The 19,501-nt window shown below is 65.8% G+C and carries 19 protein-coding genes; 2 read left to right on the top strand and 17 right to left on the bottom strand.

The features are described from left to right. Positions 1-23: 23 nt before the first annotated feature. The 4 genes from smc to E1H16_RS18905 all read right to left on the bottom strand — a co-directional run bounded on the left by smc (position 24) and on the right by E1H16_RS18905 (position 4,635). Positions 24-3,596, bottom strand: a complete 3,573-nt coding sequence (gene smc, locus E1H16_RS07535; RefSeq protein WP_134323501.1) for a chromosome segregation protein SMC — start codon at positions 3,594-3,596, stop codon at positions 24-26. Positions 3,597-3,683: 87 nt separating this feature from the next. After that, entirely contained in the window at positions 3,684-4,061 is a 378-nt protein-coding gene (gene crcB, locus E1H16_RS07530; RefSeq protein ID WP_134323094.1) for a fluoride efflux transporter CrcB, read from the bottom strand. Then, complete coding sequence (locus E1H16_RS07525; RefSeq protein ID WP_208378919.1) at positions 4,058-4,510, bottom strand: fluoride efflux transporter FluC; 453 nt, start codon at positions 4,508-4,510, stop codon at positions 4,058-4,060. The genes crcB and E1H16_RS07525 overlap by 4 nt, the downstream gene beginning before the upstream one ends. Beyond that, positions 4,507-4,635 (bottom strand): hypothetical protein, encoded by a 129-nt coding sequence (locus E1H16_RS18905; RefSeq protein WP_279586362.1) that lies wholly within the window; start codon positions 4,633-4,635, stop codon positions 4,507-4,509. Before E1H16_RS18905 ends, E1H16_RS07525 begins: the two co-directional genes overlap by 4 nt. Before the next feature lie 196 nt (positions 4,636-4,831). On the opposite strand from E1H16_RS18905, the gene E1H16_RS07520 reads away from it, so the two are divergent. Together E1H16_RS07520 and E1H16_RS07515 are read left to right on the top strand one after the other, a co-directional pair. Beyond that, positions 4,832-5,542, top strand: coding sequence for an ABC transporter ATP-binding protein (locus E1H16_RS07520; RefSeq protein WP_208378918.1), 711 nt, complete (start codon positions 4,832-4,834; stop codon positions 5,540-5,542). After that, positions 5,539-6,279, top strand: coding sequence for an ABC transporter permease (locus E1H16_RS07515; protein ID WP_208378917.1), 741 nt, complete (start codon positions 5,539-5,541; stop codon positions 6,277-6,279). Before E1H16_RS07520 ends, E1H16_RS07515 begins: the two co-directional genes overlap by 4 nt. 90 nt (positions 6,280-6,369) lie before the next feature. Here the strand turns inward: E1H16_RS07515 and murA are convergent, their stop codons facing one another. The 13 genes from murA to metK all read right to left on the bottom strand — a co-directional run bounded on the left by murA (position 6,370) and on the right by metK (position 19,433). Beyond that, positions 6,370-7,710, bottom strand: coding sequence for a UDP-N-acetylglucosamine 1-carboxyvinyltransferase (murA, locus tag E1H16_RS07510; protein ID WP_134323091.1), 1,341 nt, complete (start codon positions 7,708-7,710; stop codon positions 6,370-6,372). Between the two features lie 58 nt (positions 7,711-7,768). After that, entirely contained in the window at positions 7,769-8,617 is an 849-nt protein-coding gene (hisG, locus tag E1H16_RS07505) for an ATP phosphoribosyltransferase (protein ID WP_134323090.1), read from the bottom strand. Positions 8,618-8,637: 20 nt separating this feature from the next. After that, positions 8,638-8,901: a phosphoribosyl-ATP diphosphatase gene (locus E1H16_RS07500; protein ID WP_134323089.1), complete on the bottom strand. Its 264-nt coding sequence runs from the start codon at positions 8,899-8,901 to the stop codon at positions 8,638-8,640. Next, positions 8,898-9,377 carry a 6,7-dimethyl-8-ribityllumazine synthase gene (gene ribH, locus E1H16_RS07495; RefSeq protein ID WP_134323088.1) on the bottom strand — a complete coding sequence of 160 codons (480 nt, stop codon included), beginning with the start codon at positions 9,375-9,377 and terminating at the stop codon, positions 8,898-8,900. The genes E1H16_RS07500 and ribH overlap by 4 nt, the downstream gene beginning before the upstream one ends. Then, positions 9,374-10,618 (bottom strand): bifunctional 3,4-dihydroxy-2-butanone-4-phosphate synthase/GTP cyclohydrolase II, encoded by a 1,245-nt coding sequence (locus tag E1H16_RS07490; RefSeq protein ID WP_134323087.1) that lies wholly within the window; start codon positions 10,616-10,618, stop codon positions 9,374-9,376. The genes ribH and E1H16_RS07490 overlap by 4 nt, the downstream gene beginning before the upstream one ends. Continuing rightward, on the bottom strand, positions 10,615-11,253 hold the full coding sequence (locus E1H16_RS07485; RefSeq protein WP_134323086.1) for a riboflavin synthase: 639 nt from the start codon (positions 11,251-11,253) through the stop codon (positions 10,615-10,617). The genes E1H16_RS07490 and E1H16_RS07485 overlap by 4 nt, the downstream gene beginning before the upstream one ends. 4 nt (positions 11,254-11,257) lie before the next feature. Beyond that, positions 11,258-12,415 carry a bifunctional diaminohydroxyphosphoribosylaminopyrimidine deaminase/5-amino-6-(5-phosphoribosylamino)uracil reductase RibD gene (gene ribD / locus E1H16_RS07480; protein WP_208378916.1) on the bottom strand — a complete coding sequence of 386 codons (1,158 nt, stop codon included), beginning with the start codon at positions 12,413-12,415 and terminating at the stop codon, positions 11,258-11,260. Between the two features lie 2 nt (positions 12,416-12,417). Then, positions 12,418-13,107, bottom strand: coding sequence for a ribulose-phosphate 3-epimerase (gene rpe, locus E1H16_RS07475; protein WP_243837768.1), 690 nt, complete (start codon positions 13,105-13,107; stop codon positions 12,418-12,420). A gap of 157 nt (positions 13,108-13,264) precedes the next feature. After that, a complete protein-coding gene (locus E1H16_RS07470; protein ID WP_208378915.1) occupies positions 13,265-14,641 on the bottom strand; it encodes an RsmB/NOP family class I SAM-dependent RNA methyltransferase in 1,377 nt (458 codons plus the stop codon). A gap of 134 nt (positions 14,642-14,775) precedes the next feature. Beyond that, entirely contained in the window at positions 14,776-15,708 is a 933-nt protein-coding gene (gene fmt / locus E1H16_RS07465; RefSeq protein WP_134323083.1) for a methionyl-tRNA formyltransferase, read from the bottom strand. A 2-nt stretch (positions 15,709-15,710) separates the two neighbouring features. Then, a complete protein-coding gene (gene def, locus E1H16_RS07460) occupies positions 15,711-16,256 on the bottom strand; it encodes a peptide deformylase (protein WP_134323082.1) in 546 nt (181 codons plus the stop codon). A 32-nt stretch (positions 16,257-16,288) separates the two neighbouring features. Further along, positions 16,289-18,274: a primosomal protein N' gene (locus E1H16_RS07455; RefSeq protein ID WP_243837767.1), complete on the bottom strand. Its 1,986-nt coding sequence runs from the start codon at positions 18,272-18,274 to the stop codon at positions 16,289-16,291. After that, positions 18,240-19,433: a methionine adenosyltransferase gene (metK, locus tag E1H16_RS07450; RefSeq protein WP_134323081.1), complete on the bottom strand. Its 1,194-nt coding sequence runs from the start codon at positions 19,431-19,433 to the stop codon at positions 18,240-18,242. Before metK ends, E1H16_RS07455 begins: the two co-directional genes overlap by 35 nt. Positions 19,434-19,501 lie beyond the last annotated feature (68 nt).

The following is a 19,501-nucleotide window of genomic DNA, read 5'->3' as shown; positions in this document are numbered from 1 at the left end:
GTCGGGTGGGTGCCTGCGCTGACTCAGGCGACAGTCTCGGGTTCGCGGATACGCTGCGAAATCACCTGCGTGATGCCATCGCCGCGCATGGTGACGCCGTACAACGCGTCCGCGATCTCCATGGTCCGCTTCTGATGGGTGATGATTATCAGTTGGCTGGTGTCGCGCAGTTGCTCGAACAACGTGATGAGCCGGCCCAGGTTGACGTCATCGAGCGCCGCCTCGACCTCATCCATCACATAGAACGGGCTGGGACGGGCTCGGAAGATCGCCACTAACAACGCAACTGCGGTCAGCGAACGCTCGCCACCGGACAGCAACGACAGCCGCTTGATCTTCTTGCCCGGCGGACGAGCCTCGACCTCGATGCCGGTGGTGAGCATGTTGTCCGGATCGGTGAGTACGAGCCGGCCATCGCCGCCCGGGAACAACGTCGCGAACACGATCTCGAACTCACGAGCCACATCTTCGTACGCGGCGGTGAACACTTCGAGGATTCGGGCATCGACATCCGAGACCACGGTCAGCAGGTCCCGCCTGGTGGCTTTGAGGTCTTCGAGCTGATCGGAGAGGAACTGATGACGCTCCTCCAGCGCGGCGAACTCCTCCAACGCGAGCGGATTGACCTTTCCGAGCAACGCCAGATCTTTCTCCGCCTTCCGAGCTCGCTTCTGCATCACATCCCGGTCGTACGGCGTCGGCGCGGGCGCCGGTTCGCCCTTGTTCTCGGCGTCGGCGAGCATCGCGGCAGTCGGCGGTACTGGTTGCTGTGGGCCGTACTCGGCGATCAGTGCCTCGACGGTGACGCCGAATTCCTCACTGGCCTTCTCGCTGAGCGCGTCGATGCGCAGTCGCTGTTCGGCGCGCGCGACCTCGTCGCGGTGCACCTTGTCCGTGAGCCGTTCCAGGTCGGTGCCCAGTTCACGAATCCGGGTACGCACGGCGCGCAACGCCTCCTCGCGCTCAGCTCGCGCTGCGGTGATGGCGTCGCGTTCCTGTTGCGCGCGCTCCAGGGAGACCTGCAGATGAGCCAGCACGGCCTCAGCCGCAGCCACGACGTCCTTGGCGACGGCGGCCCCGCGTTCTCGCTGTTCACGCTGAGTGGCTAGGCGGGCGCGCGCGGCACGTTCGTTCTGCGCATTTCGCCGCAGCGACGACACTCGGCCAGTCAGCGATTGGACGCGCTCTTCCTGAGTGCGTACGCCGAGGCTGACGTCGACCTCTTGCTGGCGGAGGTTTCCGACCAGAACAACGAGCCGGTCACGTTCCTCGGTGGACGGTTCGGACTCGGTGGGCGCCTCCTGCGCTAGTCGTAGCCGTTCTGTCATTTCGGCAAGGCTGTCTCGCGCCTGCGATGCCTTGTGCTCGGACTGCTCGCGCTGACGCTCGAGCCGGTCGGCCTCGGCGGCGGCATTACGCGCGGCGGAGCCGAACTGCGCCAGTTCCTCGGCGACTGCGTTGATCCGCGCATCGGATTCATGCAGTGCCGCGAGAGCGGCCGCAACTTCGGTCGCGGCGTCCTGCTGCGTGGCGACAGCCCGCTCGATCTGGACGCTCAGTTCGTCGACGCGTCGCTGCGCGGCCTTCATTGCGGCCTCTGCTTCATCGACCGCGGCGCGTACCTCGATCGTGGACGGAGCCGAGGCGGACCCGCCACGTGCCTGGCCTCGACCGATCAGGTCGCCGTCTGCGGTGACCGCACGCACCTGCGGGTGGCTCTCGGCGAGCCTGGCCGCCGCCTGCAGGTCCGCAACGATGGCGACGCCGTGCAGCAGCGAGGCGACGGCGTCGGCGAGGTCCCCCGGGGCGGTGACGTCATCGATCGCCCACCGCGCGCCGTCCGGAAGCGCGGGCAATGCGCCGCGCTGTGCGTCGTCGGCCCGGGCGAGCAGGATCGAGACCTGGCCGCCGTCGGACTCCTTCAGCATGCCGATCGCTTCGGCAGCGTCCTGGGCACCGCGTACGACGGCCGACTCGGCAAATACCCCCAGCGCCGCGGCCACGGGCGCTTCACTGCCAGGCGTGACCTGGATCAGATTCGACAGCGCGCCAAGTACACCCGGCAGCCGGTCGCCCGCCTCCAGCAGATCCGCGGTGCCGTCCTTGCGTTTGAGGCCGACAGCCAACGCGTCTCGGCGTACCTGAAAACTCTTGGCTTCCTGCTCGGCTTCGCGGGACGCGTCACGTAATTCGCGCAGTCGAGTCTTGGCGGCGCCGAGTGCTGCCTCGGCGCTTTCGTGCCGCTCGTCCAGTCCGTGCTCCCCCTCATCGAGGTCGCCGACGGAATTCTGCAGCGTCGCCAGCTTCTCCTCGGCATCCCGAGCACGGGTGGTGGCTTCAGCTGCCGCAGCGCTCAACCGCGTGATTTCGTCATCCGCCCCGCTGACTCGCGCCTCCAGCGTGTTGACCTGCCCAACAAGTCGGGCTAAGCCCTCACGTCGATCCGCGATGGCGCGGACCGCCGCAACGTGCCGTTCCTCTTCGGCCTTGAGCGCGGCCTCGGCGGTGTTCTTCTCCTCGCCGATCTCGCTCAAGCGTGCGCGATCGGCGGTGAGTTGCTGCTGCATCACCGCCAGTTCAGCGGCGAAGGTGTCCGCCTGCCGCTCCAACTCATCCGGGTCTCTGCTGCTGGCCGGATCCTCCAATGGCGCACTGAGGTTGCGGTGACGTTCGGCGCCGAGTTGGATCGTGCCGCGTAGACGTTCGGCGATCCCAGCGAGTTGGAAGTGTGCATCCTGCGCTTCGGCCAGGGCGGGGGCGTCGGCAGCGAGCGCGGCGTCGAGGTCGTTCTCGCTGCGGCTGGCTGTGGCGAGCTCTTCCTCGACCTCCGTGCGGCGCCGCCGCAGGGCGGTCTCGTCGGCGACTTCGCGCTCCACGGTCGAGGACAACGTAGCCAATTCGTCGGCCAGCAACCGTAGTCGCGCGTCCCGAACGTCCGCCTGGATAGTCGCGGCCCGCCGCGCGACGTCCGCCTGCCGGCCCAAGGGTTTGAGTTGGCGACGTAGTTCGTCGGTCAGATCACTGACGCGCGTCAGGTTAGCCATCATCGCGTCGAGCTTGCGCAGTGCCTTTTCCTTGCGCTTGCGGTGTTTGAGGACGCCGGCCGCCTCTTCGATGAACCCGCGGCGATCCTCCGGACGCGCTTGCAGCACGGAATCGAGTTGGCCTTGACCGACGATGACGTGCATCTCGCGGCCGATACCTGAATCGCTCATCAATTCCTGGATGTCGATCAGGCGGCAACGATCGCCATTGATCTCATACTCGCTCTCGCCGCTGCGATACATCCGGCGAGTCACCGATACCTCGGTGTAGTCGATCGGCAGGGCGTTGTCCGAGTTGTCGATAGTCAGCGTGACTTCCGCGCGGCCGAGCGGTGCTCGGCCGGCCGTGCCGGCGAAAATGACGTCCTGCATCTTGCCGCCACGCAGCGCCTTCGCACCCTGCTCACCGAGCACCCAGGAGATCGCGTCAACGACGTTCGACTTCCCGGAACCGTTCGGGCCGACTACGCACGTGACGCCGGGTTCGAGCCGCAGCGTCGTCGCCGACGCGAAGGACTTGAAGCCCTTGACCGTGAGGCTCTTCAGATGCACTGACCACTCCGCATTCTCTTGACTCGGCAACGACCAACGATACCGGTCCGCGGCACGAACTTGCCGGATATGCGTCCGCAGGGGGCGTTACCAGGAACTACCGAGCCACAGCCCCACGGCCGCGAGCGCCGTCGTTGCCACCACCACGCCGATCCCGTTGAGGCCACCGGCAACCCACTTGCGCTCCTGGAACAACCGGACTGTTTCGAAGCTCGCGGTGGAGAAGGTGGTGTAGCCGCCGAGGAACCCGACGCCGATGACGAGGCCGACCGATTTAGGCAGCACCTGCATTGACACCACCCCAGTGAGTAGGCCCAGCAGTAACGAGCCACTGAGGTTGATCACGATAGTGCCGATCGGCAGCACGCCACGGGTGCGCGCCCGGATCGCCCCGTCCAGCAGGAACCGGGACGCCGAGCCGAGCCCGCCCGCCAACGACAGCCCGAGAAAAAGCAACGGGGTCATGACGGCGCCTCCCGCCGGCGGTGCGCCCGGGCGGCGAGCGCTACACCCACCCAGGTGGCCACTGCGCCGAGCAGCACCGTGCCCATCGCATAACCGATACCGGCCGTGATGGCTCCGGATCGCAGCAGGCTCGCCGTACCGGCGGCGAGAGTGCTGTACGTGGTGAACCCGCCCATGAATCCCGTTCCGATCAGCAACCGCAGCCCACGACGTCGTCCGTGGTCAGGGCCACGACGGGCGAGGCTGTCAAGCAGGACGCCGAGCAGCAATGCGCCGGTGAGGTTGATCGCGAAGATCACCCAGGGGATCTGGCTGTCGGTGCCGAACGCGAGCGTGAGCGCCTCACGGGTGCCCGCGCCGAAAGTGCCGCCAATGAAGACGAGAGCGAGCGCCCACCCTTGCAGATAGATCGGCCGTACGGCCGTCGCGTCAGGGTTCGCGTCGGTCATCCTCTGCCGTCACCACCGGGAACCTGCTGAGCGGTCACGGCGAGGCGGCAGCGCACGTTCGCGGCCGAGGGGCGGGCAGGAAGTGGCTGCGCAGCGGCTGAGCCGACCGTGGTGGTGGCGTTCATGATCTATTCCTACCTTTCGGGCGTGCTCGCGCCTACAGGTAGGGACTGTTGTCGGAGGTCCGAGGTTGGGTACGGCGAGCCCCACCGCCGTGACATCTAGACGTCTCTTTTTATTCTCGCACATGGCTCAGGAGGTGATGAGCGCCGCTGGATCGCACCTCGATTGCAGATGCCGCACGGCCTAGACTGGATCATTGTGACCACAGCAGTCCAGGTGATTGAGCTCAGCAAGCGCTACGGCGCAACGCGTGCTGTCGATGGAATGAGTTGGTCCGCGCGTACCGCCGAGATCACCGCGGTCCTGGGCCCCAATGGTGCCGGCAAGACCACCACGATGGAGTGCCTGGAAGGTTTGATCCGCCCCACCTCCGGTCAGGCGCGAGTATTGGGCGCCGATCCCTGGGCGGCGAACGCTGAGCACCGCGCGCGTGTGGGCGTGATGCTGCAGGACGGCGGCCTGCCTAACGGCGCCAAACCCGTCCGGTTACTTCGTCACCTCGCCTCCTTGTACGCCGACCCGCGATCGGTCGATGAACTGGTGAGCGAGTTGGGTATTGACCAGTTCGCGTCCACCACGGTGCGGCGACTATCGGGCGGTCAGCGGCAGCGAGTCGCCTTGGCCTGCGCGCTGATCGGTAACCCTGACGTGCTTTTCCTGGACGAGCCGACAGCGGGGCTCGACCCGCACGCTCGGCTGGATGTGTGGTCACTCATCCGCCGTACCCGCGAGCGCGGCGTCGCCGTCGTCGTCACTACGCACTCCTTCGAGGAGGCCGAAAGGCTGGCCGATCACATCGTGATCATCAATGAGGGTCGCGTGGCCGCCGATGGCCCACTCGCCCAGCTATGCGCCGGGCGGAGCCTGGAAGACGTGTACTTCGAGTTGACTCCCCGGGAACGCGTGTGAGCGCCCCCGCCGCCGAGCGGACCAGGATACTCGCGCAGGCCAAGTTCGACACCGCGAGCCTGCTGCGCAACGGCGAACAGCTCCTCGTCTCGCTGATCTTGCCGGCGATGGCACTCATCGCCGGGGTATTGCTGCCGTTCCCCGAACTCGATGGTCGACGGATCGACGTCGTCGCGCCAGGGGTGCTGGCGCTGGCGATCCTGTCGACGGCTTTCACCGGCCAAGCCATCGGCACCGGTTTCGACCGTCGGTATGGCGTCCTTCGACTACTTGGGGTCACTCCCCTGGGCCGCGGCGGCCTACTCGCCGGACGGGTACTGGCCGTGTTGGCGATCGAGGTGCTGCAAATCGTCGTGCTGAGCACGATCGCGCTCGCCCTAGGCTGGCACCCGGACCTCAGCGGCGTGCTGCCCGCGCTGCTGTTCTGGATCGTCGGTACGGCATGTTTCGTGTCGCTGGCGATGCTGTTTGCCGGGACCCTACGTGCCGAGGCAACCCTCGCACTGGCGAATCTGGTGTGGGTGCTGATGCTCGGGTTGGGCACCGTCCTGCCAAGTTCCTCGTACGGTTCGCCGTGGGAGACGATTGTCGCCCTCACGCCATGTGGCGCACTCGGCGATGGTCTGCGCTCCGCGCTTGGGTCTGGACCACTGGATTGGGTCGCGTTGTTGGTACTGGCCGTATGGACGCTGATCTTCGCAGGGCTCGCCCGCCGATTGTTCCGCTGGTCCGACTGAAGTTAGAACCTGGTGGCGCACGTCAACACCGAATGCGGCGGCCTGGTAGGCGGCTACGACTGAGTGCGGTGTGCGGGCGGCTGGTGGCGCCTAGAGTTCTTCGTACTTCGCATTCAGCGAGGACAACTTCGCCAGGAAGTTCTCGTAGCCGCGGTAGATCAGCTCCAGCCCGTGCAAGGTGGAGGTTCCATCAGCGGCGAGCGCTGCGATGAGGTACGAGAATCCGCCACGGAGGTCAGGGATCGCCAGCTCCGCGCCGTGCAATTGCGCGGGGCCGCTGATCACCGCCGAATGCGAGAAGTTGCGCTGCCCGAACCGGCAGGTCGACCCGCCGAGGCACTCGCGGTACACCTGAATGTGCGCGCCCATCGTATTGAGTGCTTGGGTGAAGCCGAGTCGGTTCTCGTACACGGTCTCGTGCACGATCGACAGGCCCTCGGCCTGGGTGAGCGCCACGACGAGCGGTTGCTGCCAGTCCGTCTGGAACCCTGGTGCGACGTTGGTTTCGATCGCCACGGCATTTAGTTGCCCGCCCTCGGGGCACCAGAATCGAATCGACTTGGCCGATCCGTTTCCGCCGTCGTTCACCTCGAACTGGCCACCGACCTGGCGAAATACGTTCAGGAAGGTCAGCATCGGCTCCTGCTCGGCGCCGACGACCGTGATATCGCCCTTGGTCGCGAGCGCGGCGCAGGCCCAGGACGCTGCCTCAAGTCGGTCGGTGAGCGCCCAATGATCGAAACCGGTCAGTTCTGAAACACCCTCGATACGTACGACGCGGTTGCTGTGCACGGTGATCTGGGCACCCATTTTCTGCAGGATGCAGATCAGGTCCATGATCTCCGGTTCGACCGCGGCGTTGCGTAGTTCGGTGGTGCCGGTGGCCAGTACCGCCGACAACAGCACTTGTTCGGTGGCACCGACGCTGGGGAAACTCAGCTCGATCTGCGTACCGCGGAGTCCGCCAGGGGCGTCGATGTACAGGCCATCGTTCTCTTTACGGACCTTCGCACCCATTTGCCGTAGCGCGTCCAGGTGGAAGTCGATCGGGCGGTCGCCGATCTTGCAGCCGCCCAGGTCCGGGATGAACGCTCGTCCGAGCCGATGGATCAGTGGCCCGCACATCAGGATCGGGATCCGACTGGACCCTGCGTGCACGTTGAGTTCGGCAGGTTCGGCGTGATCGACCCGGCCCGGGTCCATCGTCAACACGCCGTCGGTGCGCTCGACTCCCACACCGTGCAGTTTCAGCAACCCCGACACGACATCGACATCCACGACGTTCGGGACGTTACGCAGCGTGCTCGGGGTGTTACCGAGGAGGGCTGCGACCATGGCCTTCGGCACCAGGTTCTTGGCTCCGCGAACAACGACCTCACCAGTGAGCGGGGTGCCACCGATAACTCTCAGAGAGGAGGCGCTGATCGTCACCTAGAACTCCATTCCGTCACCATCGAATTCAACTGCTCTATGGTGCCACGGCTTTCGGTCAGATGCGGCAGGCAACGATGTCGGTGACGAGGATCGCTCGCGCCCCCAACGACCACAACTCGTCCATGATCGAGTTCGTCTGATCACTGGGCACCATCGCCCGCACGGCGAACCAACCCTCGTCGTGCAGCGGCGACACAGTCGGTGACTGCAGCCCTGGAGTTACCGCAGCAGCGGCGTCCAGACTCTCACCGCGGATGTCGTAGTCGAGCATTACGTACCGACGCGCTACCAGCACGCCTTGCAGGCGACGCAGCAATTGCTGCACGGCCGACTCTTCTGCCACACCCTCGCGCCCGATCAACGTGGCCTCGCTGACGAGCAACGGTTCGTCGCCGATGATCTGCAGACCCGCAGTACGCAGCGTGGTACCGGTTTCAACGACGTCCGCGACAGCGTCAGCTACACCGAGTCGGATTGCTGTTTCGACTGCGCCGTCGAGGCGCACGATCTTGGCGTCGATACCGCGCTGCTTAAGGATGTCGGCCATGACCCCGGCGTACGCCGTGGCGATTCGCTTACCGGCGAGGTCCTCCAACGAACTGATGGTGTCCGGCTCGGCAGCTAGACGAAACGTCGATGCCCCGAACCCGAGTGGAAGCACCTCGGTGGCGTCCGTACCCGAGTCGATCAGCAGATCCCGGCCGGTGATGCCTAGGTCCAGCGTGCCCTCACCGACGTACACGGCGATGTCACGCGGGCGCAGATAGAAGAACTCGACGTCGTTCTGCGGGTCGAGGATGGCCAGTTCCTTGCTGGTGGAGCGCTGGCGGTAGCCGGCCTCCTTCAGCATGGTCGCGGCGGCGTCGGCCAATGAGCCCTTGTTCGGGACGGCGATGCGCAGCATGGGAGTGGTCCTACTCCGTTTCAGAGGTACTTGTAGACGTCGGACATGGGGATACCGCGCGCGATCATCAAGACCTGCACACGATAGAGCAACTGGGAGATCTCCTCCGCCGCCCGATCAGTGTCCTCATGCTCGGCGGCCATCCAGGATTCAGCAGCTTCCTCGACGACCTTTTTACCGGCCTCGTGTACGCCGGCCTGCACGGCCGCCACGGTGCCCGAGCCCTCGGCCGACTCGGCAACCTTCTGCTGGAGCTCTGCGTAGAGCTCGTCGAATGACTTCACTTCTCTCCTCGTAGCCCGGCGAGCGTAATCGCCGTGTCGATCGCGGCGTGTGCCGCCTCGTAGCCCTTGTCCTCGGTAGAACCCGGCGCACCGCTACGCGCGAGCGCCTGTTCCATGGTGTTACAGGTGAGTACGCCGTTGCCGATCGGGGTTCCCTCATCCAACGCGATGCGCGTCAGCCCGGCAGTCACCGAGTCACACACGTACTCGAAGTGCGGCGTACCTCCGCGGATTACCGCTCCGAGCGCGACGACGGCGTCGTGGGTGCGAGCGAGTTGCTGCACGACGACCGGCAGTTCGATCGCGCCGGCAACGTGCACCACCGTAGGCGTGGACACCGAGCAGTCACGCGCACAATCGAGCGATCGCGACAGCATGGTCTGCACCAAATCGGCGTTCCAGCGCGTTGCGACTATCGCCAGCCTCAAACCGGAGGCATCGAGGTTGGCTGAGGTGGGTCGGCCTTCGCCGCTCACGGCAGGATTCCCGGTTCGGCACCCTCCGGCAGTCCCTCAAGCTGATGGCCCATGCGGTCGCGTTTGGTGGTCAGATAGGCGATGTTGTGCGGGTTGACACTCAGCGGTAACGGAACACGTCCGGTGATCTTGAGCCCGTACCCTTCCAGCCCCGCCCGTTTGCCGGGATTGTTGGTCAGCAACCGCATCGACTTGATCCCGAGGTCGGCGAGGATCTGCGCGCCGGTGCCGTAGTCACGGCCGTCGACCGGCAGCCCGAGATCGACATTGGCGTCGACCGTGTCGGCGCCCTGGTCCTGAAGTTGATACGCCTGCAACTTGTGCAGCAGACCGATTCCGCGGCCCTCGTGACCGCGAATGTAGAGCACGACGCCCTTGCCTTCGGCCGCGACGGCCTGCATCGCGGCATGCAATTGCGGGCCGCAGTCACAGCGCAGTGAGGCAAATACGTCGCCGGTGAGGCATTCCGAATGCACTCGCACCAGGATGTCCTCGCCGTCACCGAGGTCGCCGTACACCAGGGCGACATGTTCGACCTCGTCGAACTGGGTGTCGTACCCGACGGCGGTGAATTCGCCGTACTCGGTCGGCATTCTCGCCTCGGCGACGCGCTCGACGTGCTTCTCGCTGCGACGGCGGTAGGCGATCAGATCGGCGATGGAGATCAGAGTGAGGTCATGCTCGTTCGCGAAGACGGTCAGTTCGTCCAACCGTGCCATATCGCCGACGTCCTTCTGCGACACGATCTCGCAGATAGCGCCCACGGGCTCGAGTCCCGCGAGCCGGCACAGGTCGACAGAGGCCTCGGTGTGGCCGGCGCGGCGCAATACGCCCCCGTCGCGAGCCCGCAGCGGTACGACGTGACCGGGCCGGCGGAAATCGCTACGAGCAGCGTCCGGTCGAGCCAGTTCACGGATGGTGTGCGCACGGTCGACCGCGCTGATTCCGGTGGTGATGCCATCGCTGGCGTCCACGGTGACGGTGTACGCCGTGGAGTGCTTGTCCTGGTTCGTGTGGAACATCGGCGGGAGGTCGAGGCGCTCGCACGCCTCATCGGTCATCGGGACGCAGATGTAGCCGGAGGTGTACCGGACCATGAAGCCGACGAGTTCGGGAGTCGCCTTCTCGGCGGCGAAGATGAGATCGCCTTCGTTCTCCCGGTCCTCGTCATCGACGACAACGATCGCCTTGCCCGCGCGCAGGTCCTCAATGGCCTGCTCGATGCTGTCAAAGTCTCTCACTGCCCACGTCCTGCCTCGTTGTGTGACGGCGCTCTGCTCGCCAGCGCCCGCTCGACGTACTTTGCCAGTACGTCGACTTCCAGATTCACCCGATCTCCCTGTGCGCGCTCGCCGAGGGTGGTGAGCTTCAATGTCGTCGGGATCAACGAGACCTCGAACCAGGGATCCTCGGCGTCCGCTGGACTCACCGCACTCACGGTCAGCGATACGCCGTCAATGGTGATAGATCCCTTTTCCACGACGTACTTCGCGAGTTCGGACGGTAGCGAAAACCGCAGCACATCCCATTTCCCGTGCGAGTCGCGATGTAGGAGGGTGCCGACGCCGTCAACGTGCCCCTGCACGATATGCCCGGCCAACCGGCCACCGGCAGGCATGGCGCGTTCCAGGTTGACCTGTCCGCCCGCACGCAGCGCGCCAAGGCTGGAGCGGTCCAAGGTCTCGCCCATCACATCAGCGGTGAATCCGGCGGCGTCGTGCGCAACCACGGTCAGACAGACCCCATTCACCGCGATGGAAGCTCCATGAACGGCGTCGGAGGCCACCAGCGGCGCCTCGATCCTGATGTCGACGTTCTCCCCATCGTGGGTGAGCGAGGATACCGTGCCGATTTCTTCGACGATTCCAGTGAACACGTGCCTACTTCCCTTTCAGTGGTGCATGACGGCGGACTGCCCTCACGAGGACGTCATCACCGCTGCGAGTCACGTCGGCGATCTGCAGATTCAGGGCGTCATCGATGCTGCTTACACCGTAGCCCCGTAACGCAGGCCACATTCCGCTCACCAAGAGCTTCGGGGCGATATAAGCCTGGACCTCGTCGATGAGATCCGCCGCTGCGAAGGTCCCGGCTACGCTCGGCCCGCCCTCCACGAGCAAGGTGAGCACGCCGCGCCGACCGAGCTCCGCCAGTAACGCGTCCAGGTCGACTCCCTCCTGGAGGTCCCCGGGCGAAAGCCACACGTCGCATGCGGCGCGTCCGTTGTTGTGATGATCGATCGAACGCTGTCGCAGGACGTCGACGCGGTGATGCGCTGCTCCGGGACCGAGCGCGATCAACGTCGGGATCTGGCCATCGAGAATCTTCGCGTGCTGCGGAAGCTGACCGCTACCGGTCACGACGATTCGCAGTGGTTGGCGTCCTCGGAGTTCACCGTGCTCGTCGCGGGCGCTCAGGGCCGCGTCATCGGTGCGGACGGTTCCTGCTCCCACCAGGATGGCGTCGACGCGTTCGCGGAGGTCGTGGACGGCGACGCGCGATTGCGGACCCGTGATCCACTGGCTGGACCCGTCGGACGCAGCGATCTGCCCGTCCAGACTCTGCGCGACCTTCCAGATCACGTAGGGGCGACCGGTTCGTTGGTGGTGTAACCAGCCGCGCAACGCACCACGCTCAGCGTCGTCGCTGTTGATGTCGGCAGTGACTGCAATGCCTGCTTCGGCGAGGCGTTGATGTCCGCCGCTGGCTTGATCGGTGGGGTCCGCGACCGCATACGCGACCGCTGCGATGCCTGCCGCGATGATCGCGTCTGCGCACGGGCCGGTACGGCCGGTGTGTGCGCACGGTTCGAGGGTGCACACCAGTAAGGCACCACGCGCGGCGTCACCGGCCTCACGCAGCGCCATGATTTCGGCGTGCGCGCCACCAGGGCGCTGGGTATGCCCACGGCCCACCACGACGTTGTCCCGGATGACGACTGCGCCAACCGGCGGATTCGGGCTGGACAGCCCCTGGGCCAGCACCCCCTCGCGCAGGGCCTCGGCCATCCAGGCCTCGTAGGCAGCCAGTTCGTTCACCGTCACGATGCCGCTGCGGCCTGCTCGCGAAGGGCGCGGACCGCCTGCGCCGGATCATCGGCGCCGTAGACAGCGCTGCCGGCGACGAAGCAATCGGCGCCCGCGGCGGCCGCCCGCTCGATCGTGGCGGCGTTAACGCCGCCGTCTACCTCCACCAGCAGGTTCAGATGACCGGAATCAACGGCGCGCCGTGCCGCGGCAATCTTGTCGATCATCGCGTCGATGAAGGCCTGCCCGCCAAAACCAGGCTCGACCGTCATGATCAGCAACGTGTCGAACTCGGTGAGTACCTCTCGGTAGTCCTCCAACGCGGTACCGGGCTTGAGCGCGAGTCCCGCTTTCGCGCCCTCGGCTCGAATCGCGCGTGCGGTCTGCACAGGATCGCCGGCGGCCTCGACGTGGAACGTCACATTGTGCGCGCCCAACGTCGCGTAACCCGGAGCCCATCGATCGGGGTCGGAAATCATCAGGTGACAGTCGAGGGGGATGTCGGTGGCGGCGCGGATGCTCTTCACCACCGGCTCACCGATGGTGAGGTTGGGGACGAAATGCGCGTCCATGACGTCCACGTGCAGCCAGTCGCTGCCTGCTACCCGATCGATCTCGTCGGCCAGCCTGGCGAAGTCTGCCGACAAAATGCTCGGCGCGATCATCGGCTGGCCGGTGCCCGTGTGCTGGGCGGCGTACTGCATACGTATCCCCTGATTGTCGATTCAACAACTATTGGATCACACTGCGCGCGCGATCGGCTCGCGCGCAGTCCCGGCTGGTGCGCCCATAACACCGCACGCGGCGCCGACATTCCCAACCGTCCCGGATCTCGAGCGAGCGGTGTACCTACCGGCTACTTCACGTGCGCTCAGGCGTGCCGATCAGGCAGATGAACATCGCGTCGGTGCCGTGCCGATGCGGCCACAATTGCACCCACGGACCATCACCTAGGTCAGGCACTCCAGCCAGCAGTGGGCGTACGTCGATCAATCGGGACATATCCCCGACGACAGCACGCACGACTGCGCGAGTTTCCGCGACGTGCGGACTGCACGTGATGTATCCGACGACGCCGCCCGGGCGAACAATTCTCAGCGCCGAGGTCAGCAGTTCACGCTGCAATGCCGTGAGTGCAGGAATATCGGACGCCTGTCGTCGCCACCGCGATTCGGGGCGACGACGCAACGCACCCAACCCGGAACACGGCGCATCAACCAGAACTCGGTCAACGCTGGAGTCGGCCAGCGGCGCCTCGCGTCCGTCACCGATCACCACATCGGCGGGAAATCCGCGAACTGTCCGCTCGACCAGCCGCGCGCGATGCGGCGCCACTTCATTGGCTAGCACCCGTGCGCCGCGTTCGCCGGCGATAGCCGCCAACAGGCCGGCCTTCCCGCCCGGCCCCGCACAAAGGTCGACCCATTGCTCATCGCGACCATCGATCGTCGCGTTAGCCAAAGCCAAAGCAGCCAACTGGCTGCCCTCGTCTTGCACGGCCGCTGAACCGCTGCGAATCTGCGGGACTCCCGCCGGGTCGCCAGAATCCATATATACCGCGAAAGGCGAATACCTTCCTTCGGCGCCTCCGGCGACGTCCGCGAGTTCAGCGCGACCGACTCGGCCTGGGCGGGCCGCGAGGTGGACCACGGGTCGCTCGTCGTCAGCTGCCAATGCGGATTCGAGTTCGGCGTAATCGCCACCGAGCGCATCATTGAACGCGGCCGCTATCCATTTCGGGTGCGAATACATTACGGCCAGATGTCCCACAGGGTCGTCATCTCGATCCGGCGCGACGCGCTCGATCCATTCGCTGTGCGAGCGGTAGCCGATCTTGCGCAACAACGCGTTCACGAACCCCGACTGTCCCTGCGAGAGCACACCGTACGTCGCGCCCACTGTGGCGGACACCGCCGCGTGGGCTGCGATCCGGGTCCGTAGTAGCTGGTACGCACCCAACCTGATCGCGTCAAGAACGTCGTCGTCCAGGTCCTCCACGGGTCTGCTGGAGACTACGTCAATGACCCGATCCAGCAGGCCGGTCGCGCGCAACGTCCCGTACGTCAGCTCCGTCGCCAGCGCTGCATCGCGCGGGTCCAGACCGGCGGCACGGATCCGATCCGGCAGCACCAGATTCGCGTACGCGTCACGTTCGCTGACTGCCCGCAATACGTCGTACGCGACCTTGCGAGGCGCCGCGCCCACGGCCAGGCGTCGACCGCGCGAACCACGCGACACGGACCCACCTTGCGCTCGATCTGCTGGCTGACGAGAGCGGCCGCGTCGATCGCCATTATCCCTACGATTGCGACCGTGTGATTCGTCGCGCCGGCCATCGTGGCGGCTGCCGCCAGTACCTGGTCCGCGCTCGCTCATCCCCGGGCCTCCCCCACGGACATTCCGCTGGCCAAGCGGGCACCGCGCGCAAAGTCCGCGGCCGACATCGGACGCTTCCCCTGTGGCTGCACCTCACCGAGGCGCACCGCGCCCTCGGCGCATCCCACCACGACCTCGCGCTTCGTCACGACGAGTTCGCCGGCCGGCACCTGCTCATCGATCGCCTCGAGGACGGACAATCGCAGCCGCTGCCCGGCGATTACGCACCACGCGCCAGGTGCTGGGGTCGCCGATCGCACTAACCGATCGACCTCGAGGGCCCTCCGGGAGAAATCGACGTGTACGTCCTCGACCAAGATCTTCGGCGCAAGTGTCACGCCCTCTGCCGGCTGCGGGCGAGCAATCGAGGTACCAGCGGCAATATCGTCCACGGTTTTCCGCAGCAACGGCGCGCCTTCAACCGCCAGCCGACCCAACAACTCCCCCGCAGTCGCGCGCGGCGGTGTGTCGAAAGCCAATTCGTCGAAGATCGGCCCGGTATCCAGGCCCGCCTCAAGTTGGAAAGTACAGGCGCCAATCCGCTCGTCGCCCGCAGCGATCGCGTGTTGCACCGGTGCAGCGCCGCGCCAACGCGGCAGCAAGGAGAAGTGCAGATTCACCCAGCCGTGTCGCGGAATCGTCAACGCCGATGCCGGCACCAGCCCGCCGTACGCAACGATCGCCGCCACGTCCAAGTCGAGCGCACTCAACTGCTCGGCGACCGCCTGCTCACGCAATGACGCGGGCTGCAGCAGGTCAATTCCCAATTCGTCCGCACGCTGACCGACCTCACTACGGTGCACCCTGCGACCGCGGCCCGCACGGGTATCCGGCCGCGTGAGCACCGCGACAACGTCATGCTCAGAGGCAACCAAAGCATTCAACGACGGTACGGCGACCTCCGGCGTACCGGCGAACAAGACGCGCATCGCTACAGCCCAAACGGAGACGGATGTGGGCTGACCTTAATCACCGGAACGGGTTGGTTCGCCCACTCGGCCTCGCGGATCGCGCGCATCGCAGCCTTACGCGTCGCGGTGTCCAGCTTGTCCACGAACATAACCCCGTCCAGGTGATCGATTTCGTGCAGTACGGCGCGCGCCAGCAACCGTTCTCCGCTGATCACGAGTGGCTCTCCGTGCACGTCAAATCCCGTCGCGCGAACCTGCAATGGCCGAGTGCAAGGAAAGTGCAATCCAGGAATCGACAGGCATCCCTCGTCGTCGGTCTGCGCTTCTTCGGAGGTGTACTCGACGACCGGGTTCACCAGATGCCCCACTTCGCCGTCGACGTTGTAGGTAAACACGCGGGCACCCACACCGATCTGCGGTGCGGCGAGCCCAGCTCCTTGAGCAGCAAGCATCGTGTCTCGCAGGTCATCGACGAGCTTTGCGAGTTCGCGATCGAATGAGGTGACAGGTTCGCATGACGTACGAAGTATGGGGTCGCCAAAAAGCCGGATTGGGGTTACAGACACCCACGCAGTCTAGTCGTTCGGGCTGTCCCTGATCACAGGAGTCGTTGGGGGTCGAGTTTGATGCGCAATCTATCGCCGGCTTTGCGCATGCTGCGACCCGCGCGAAGATCATGCAGGGCGCGCGCGAGATCGTCGCCGTCGGCGCGCGGCACCCGCAGCAGCATTCGTTCGGCACTCTCATCGGTCGGCTCGGTGACCGGCCCGAGCACGTCCACGGACGACGGCAAATCGGCGTGCTGCACGCTCTCCAACGCCGCAGGGTCGCCGACGATCGCCGCCATCCTGCTCACTGGCGGGAACCTCAATTCGGCGCGATCGCGTAGCTCTCGCTCGGCGTACCACGGGGCGTCCCACCGCACCAAAGCCTGCACCACGGGCACGGAGGCGGGGGCCATGACCACCACGCGGCCACCGTCACTGGCACCTCTGGCCAGCGCTGCCGCGTTCAACCATCTGCGCAGGCCCTCTTCGCCCGCGAGGAGGTCCGCACGCGTCAGCATCGCCCAGCCATCGAGTAGAAGCACAGCGCCGTACCCACCGGGCACAACCGGTTCGGCTCCCGGAGTCGCGATGACCAGGGAAGGTTCGGGTTCGATTTCTGCGACGACCTGCTCACCCGCCGACTGAATGACCCGTACCCCGGGCAGCATCCGACCTAGTTCCTCCGCCGTCCGCCCAGCTCCGACGACGGCGGCGCGAAAGCGACCCGCCGAGCACACCGGGCATGCCCAGGATGCCGCGTGACGCCCGCACCATCGGCAGGCCGCGACCGCATCCCGACCGGCGCCCAAGGCGAGCGGGCCGTTGCACGTCGCGCATCGCGCCGGTGTGTGGCACCGCACGCAGGACAACACGGGCAGGTAACCACGACGCGGCACTTGAACGAGTACCGGCGCACCCAGGCCGAGCGCATGTCGCGCCGCGTCCAACGCCACTTTCGGCAATCGGGCACTGTGCGCTGCCTCGTCCGATCGTAGATATATATCGTCTCCGGAGGCCGTAATCCTTGGCATCGCGGCCCGCAACGTCTCCCGTTCGGCGCGCAGCGGCGCGGCCCAGCCACGCTCCAGCAGGGCTGTCGCAGCCACCGATTGGGTGAAGCCGCCCAGCAATACGCTGGCGCCGGCGAGGTGCGCGCGCAACACGGCAACGTCCCGGGTGTGCGCGTACGGCGCTCGGGGTTCGTCGTACAAGTCGTCGCCGTCGTCCCACACCGCGATCAATCCCAGGTTCGGCACCGGCGCATACACCGCCGAACGGGTGCCCACCGCAATTCGGACTTCACCGCGTAAGCACCGCAAGAATCGGCGGTAGCGCGCCGCCGGGCCACGCGAGGCGTTAAGTTCTGCGTAACCGCCTCTACCGATCAATTCGGCCAGCGCCTGCTCTACCCGGGCGGCATCCTTCGTATCGGGAACCACGAGGACAGCCCCGCGGCCCGCGCTCGCGGTACTCACGGCGAGTTCGGCGAACCTCCTCGGCCAGTCCTCACCAGGCATCGCTGTCCAGACGGCGCGCGCTCGGCGTCCCTGCCGCAATGCCTCAATGAAACCCGAGCCGTACGGCGTCCAGCCTTGCACGTCTGGCGCTGGGTAATCCGGTGGCGGTTGCGGCTCGCTCTGCTCAGTCCGTGCGTTGCGTGGCGGTACCGCCAGCCGGACAACATCGCAGAACCCGCCGGCCCATCGATCGGCGACCGCGCGGATCAATTGCATCGTGTGCTCAGTCAGCACCGGCAGCGGGCTGACCACCCGTTCGATCCGCGACAGTTTCCCGGCGTGGTCCGAACCGGCATGCAAACTGATGACATACCCATCGACGAGTTTGCCGGAGAATCGGACCCGGACCCGGCAGCCGACGGCAATCGCGTCGACGAGTTCGGCCGGCACCTCGTAATCGAACAGCCGATCCAGATGCGCCAGCGGCACGTCTGGGTAGACGGAGGCGACCAGCCGTTCGACGACGTCGTCGGCCAGCTGACCGCTAGCCGTTGATGGCCTTCTTAAGTTCGTCGACACGGTTCGTCCGCTCCCACGGGAAGTCGCCGTCCTCGCGACCAAAGTGCCCGTACGCCGTGGTGGCGCGGTAGATCGGACGCTTCAGATCAAGGTCGCGGATGATGGCCAGCGGGCGTAGGTCGAATACCTCACGAACCGCGGCCTCGATCTTCTCGGTCGGAACCGTTTCGGTACCGAACGTGTCAACGTACATTCCGACCGGCTCGGCGCGCCCAATCGCGTACGCGATTTGTACCTCGACCCGGCTCGCCAACCCGGCGGCAACCACGTTCTTGGCGACCCAGCGGGTCGCGTACGCCGCCGAGCGATCGACCTTCGAGGGGTCCTTACCGGAGAACGCGCCGCCGCCGTGGCGCGCGTATCCGCCGTAGGTATCGACGATGATCTTGCGGCCGGTCAACCCGGCATCGCCCATCGGACCGCCGATGACGAACTGCCCGGTCGGGTTCACCAGGACGCGCATATCGCTCGTGTCCAGGCCGTAGTGCGCCAGAACCGGATCGATAACGTGCTGGCGGATGTCCGGAGCAAGCAGGCCATCGAGGCTGATGCCCTCCGCGTGCTGCGTCGACAACACGACCGTGTCGACACGTGCCGGCCTGCCGTCGACATACTCAATGGTGACCTGGGTCTTGCCGTCCGGACGCAGGTACGGCATGGTGCCGTTGTTGCGAACCTCCGTCAGTCGTCGCGAGAGACGATGCGCCATCGAAATCGGTAGCGGCATCAGTTCGGGCGTTTCATCGCAGGCATACCCGAACATCAGCCCTTGATCGCCGGCACCCTGCGCCGAGATCGCGTCGTCATTGCCTTCAACGCGGGACTCGTGCGCGACATCGACGCCGTTGGCGATATCGGAGGATTGCTCGCCGATCGACACCGACACACCACACGACTGCCCGTCGAAGCCCTTGGCCGACGAGTCATAGCCAATTCCGAGGATCGTGCGTCGCACGATGCCGGGGATATCGGCGTACGCGGTCGTGCGGACCTCGCCGGCGACATGCACCTGTCCGGTCATGATCAACGTCTCGACCGCGACGCGGGCCTCCGGATCGCTCGCTAAAAGTTCATCCAGGATCGCATCACTGATGGCGTCAGCGATCTTGTCAGGGTGGCCCTCGGTGACAGACTCGGACGTGAACAGACGTCGTGACATCTCGATAAAACCCCTTCTCAGGAATAGGCTCGGCCAGTCTAGTCCACGACGGCGACGAGACCCGTCGG

The sequence above is a fragment of the Cumulibacter soli genome, from assembly GCF_004382795.1.
In the GTDB taxonomy this organism is placed as follows: Bacteria; Actinomycetota; Actinomycetes; order Mycobacteriales; family Antricoccaceae; genus Cumulibacter; species Cumulibacter soli.
Note: the sequence above shows the minus strand (reverse complement) of the source record. Positions and strands in the feature narration are given on the sequence as shown.

Bases quoted from the DNA above. Each gene is read 5' to 3' on its own strand.
- metK (WP_134323081.1), bottom strand. From the start codon at position 19,433: ATGTCACGACGTCTGTTCACGTCCGAGTCTGTCACCGAGGGCCACCCT.
- rpe (WP_243837768.1), bottom strand. From the start codon at position 13,107: ATGCAGTACGCCGCCCAGCACACGGGCACCGGCCAGCCGATGATCGCG.
- E1H16_RS07525 (WP_208378919.1), bottom strand. From the start codon at position 4,510: ATGACCGACGCGAACCCTGACGCGACGGCCGTACGGCCGATCTATCTG.
- E1H16_RS18905 (WP_279586362.1), bottom strand. From the start codon at position 4,635: ATGAACGCCACCACCACGGTCGGCTCAGCCGCTGCGCAGCCACTTCCT.
- fmt (WP_134323083.1), bottom strand. From the start codon at position 15,708: ATGCGCGTCTTGTTCGCCGGTACGCCGGAGGTCGCCGTACCGTCGTTG.
- crcB (WP_134323094.1), bottom strand. From the start codon at position 4,061: ATGACCCCGTTGCTTTTTCTCGGGCTGTCGTTGGCGGGCGGGCTCGGC.
- hisG (WP_134323090.1), bottom strand. From the start codon at position 8,617: ATGCTGCGCATCGCCGTCCCGAACAAGGGCTCATTGGCCGACGCCGCC.